The organism is Candidatus Binatia bacterium (assembly GCA_036382395.1).
Lineage (GTDB): Bacteria > Desulfobacterota > Binatia > HRBIN30 > HRBIN30 > JAGDMS01.
Map to the genome: position 1 here is coordinate 1 of DASVHW010000184.1, position 2,301 is coordinate 2,301.

General features: G+C 61.1%; 2 protein-coding genes and 1 pseudogene. 1 reads left to right on the forward strand and 2 read right to left on the reverse strand.

Annotated features, from left to right (window positions below):
* Positions 1 to 282: pseudogene (locus VF515_08515) on the forward strand (IS3 family transposase).
* A gap of 529 nt (positions 283 to 811) precedes the next feature.
* On the opposite strand, the gene VF515_08520 reads toward VF515_08515, so the two are convergent.
* Both VF515_08520 and VF515_08525 read right to left on the reverse strand, forming a co-directional pair.
* Entirely contained in the window at positions 812 to 2,173 is a 1,362-nt protein-coding gene (locus VF515_08520) for an ERF family protein (GenBank protein HEX7407676.1), read from the reverse strand.
* On the reverse strand, positions 2,157 to 2,301 hold a 145-nt coding region (locus VF515_08525), incomplete at its 5' end, for an endonuclease (GenBank protein ID HEX7407677.1). The genes VF515_08520 and VF515_08525, both read right to left, overlap by 17 nt.

Here is a 2,301-nt window from a genome sequence, read left to right on the forward strand (position 1 = left end):
GGCGTTCGGGCGAGCCCCCGCCGTGTGCGACGCGTGATGCGCGAGAACGGCTTGCTCGTGCCTCATCGCGTTGGACGCACCGAAGCCAAGCTGCACGATGGGACGATCATCACCGACAAGGTCAATGAAATGTGGGGAACGGACATGACACAGACGATCACCGTCGGGGAAGGCCGAGCCTATGTCTTCGTTGCCGTGGAACACGCCAATTCGGAAGTCGTCGGCATTCATGCTTCGCGATCGGCCAACCGCTTCGAGGCGCTGGAGCCGGTGCGTCAGGGGGTGTTGTGTCAAGAAGACGCGCGAGCGTCATGCTGTGTGAGAGATGAAGGAAGGCCCTTCGGAGCCGCTCTGCAGGGGGAGGCTTCAAACCGCCAAGAGCTGCTTCGGCCAAAACCCGCGGTGGTGAACGTCTTGGTTAAAAAAGGCGTGACTTTGATCACGTCAGGTATGGATGAGAGAGACGAGCGCAAGCAAACCTCCGATGAAGCATCGAAAGTCGCTAGATGACATCAAAACTGGGGCCTCACTCCTGCTCCAGGAAGAACATGGCGAGAACCTACTTATTGGCCATGTGGTGTCCGGTGTAGAGGAGGCGTGAATCTCATGCGGGCTCTTGCACGGAACTTGAGAACCTGGCCGACGATGCCAAGGGAAAAGGCCCAAGTGGTAAACCCGCGAGGCCGAAAGTACCGATGCGTCGGAGAGGGGCGGACTGCCTTGTAGTAGCGATGAAGCGGGGTAATGCCCGCAGAGCGAAGGGGGCAGGTCATCGGCGTTGGGAAGGAGCCAACCGTCAAAGGGAGGAGCTTCAAGTCCCAACGGAAGGCGGCAGCCTTCGTCCGGTGGCACGAGCCGGATGACGCGAGAGTGTCACGTCCGGAATCTGTGAGCGACTCGGGGTGAAATTCCCCGGGTCGACTCGGCCAGTGTGCTCTCCTGCGTCTTTGCCGTTTGCGATATTTTGTACGTCAGCCGCTGATTCATCAGAGCCCGACCACTGAGGTTTTGCGGGGAGAGGGTGCGTTTGCCGCCATAGAGTCGAGGCTACGATCAGTGGATCCAAGCGGTGCTTGCCCCACCATGCAGCCTCGTCACCGCAGCGGTGAATCTCGTGATGATGAGTACGGCAGAGCGGGACGGTGAATTCGTCGCTGACCTTGCGCCCTAACGCGCGATGCTGGGCAAAGCGAATGTGGTGCGCATCTGCGGGTTGCCGTTCGCAGACCAGGCAGGGCTGCGTCGAGACGAACTTCAGGTGGTCTTTGTCGCGAAGGCGGCGCGGCTCAGGAAACGCCAAGACGCTTTTATCGATACCGCTCGGCGTCGATGAGTGCCGTCGTGATGTGTTTCGCCGCGCTCGCTTGCGCTCTGTGGGTAGCCGCATGCTATCGGTGTCTGCTGGCCGAGCTTTCTGAGCGTCCTCTTCACCCGCATCAGCAAGCGCCGTCATCTTGGGCGCGAAGGCTTCTTCGAGCAGCCGAGCATCGATGGCGGCGAGGGTATTCTTTGCGGGTAAGATTCGGTGGGCCCAAGAAGCCAATTCATCTGGAGAGTTAAGACCTTCCAACTCGCTCAGCAGTTGGTCCCGCAAAACGGCAGATTCGGGTTCCGTGAGAACGGGTTTGCGCTGCCTCGCAGACAATTTGCCGTGCCGCCGACCAGGCACTGGCCTCACGGGCGTGCTTCCATTGCCGTTCGTACTGCGCCTTGAAGCACCCAGCGTGTTCGCCGGTGCTGGTGCCGCCAAGTCCGGCGCATCGGCGTCATCTTCACCGGCAATCCCGACCAGCGTGAACAGCGCATAGCGGCGCGCATAGGTGAGGGCGGCGCCCAGGCGATGCGGCGCAGCGGTCTCGCTCACCGGACACACCGGCCAATCCGAAGAGATCCATTCGCCTGAGGAATGGGCCAACACGGTCGTGAGCCGGATGAGCCCCGCTTCATTGTCAATGGCCGTCGTCTGCACCGCCGCGATCTCATTCCGGCCGAGGCATTTCCGCACAATATCGAGGCCGCTGGACAGCGGGGCATAGCGAAAGGTCCGATCCGCCTCACGTGGGAACGGCGAGCGGATGGTGGCGGTTAGCGATTTCTCCGGGTTGGTGAGCTCGGCCTGCGCCTTGGCCAGCGCCGCCGCGATCGCGCCGATGGTTTCACCGGACTGGTGCATAGCTCGCCTCCACGTCGAGGAGATCGAAGCTGATCGCTCCGGATTTGGAACGTTTGGCCTTGACGCCGTGGCCGAAGGCCTCTTTGGCATCCTCCGGCATCAGGATTTTGAGTTCCATTTTGGCCCGT

Coding starts and splice junctions, on each gene's coding strand:
- VF515_08520 (HEX7407676.1), bottom strand. CDS start 2,173: ATGCACCAGTCCGGTGAAACCATCGGCGCGATCGCGGCGGCGCTGGCC.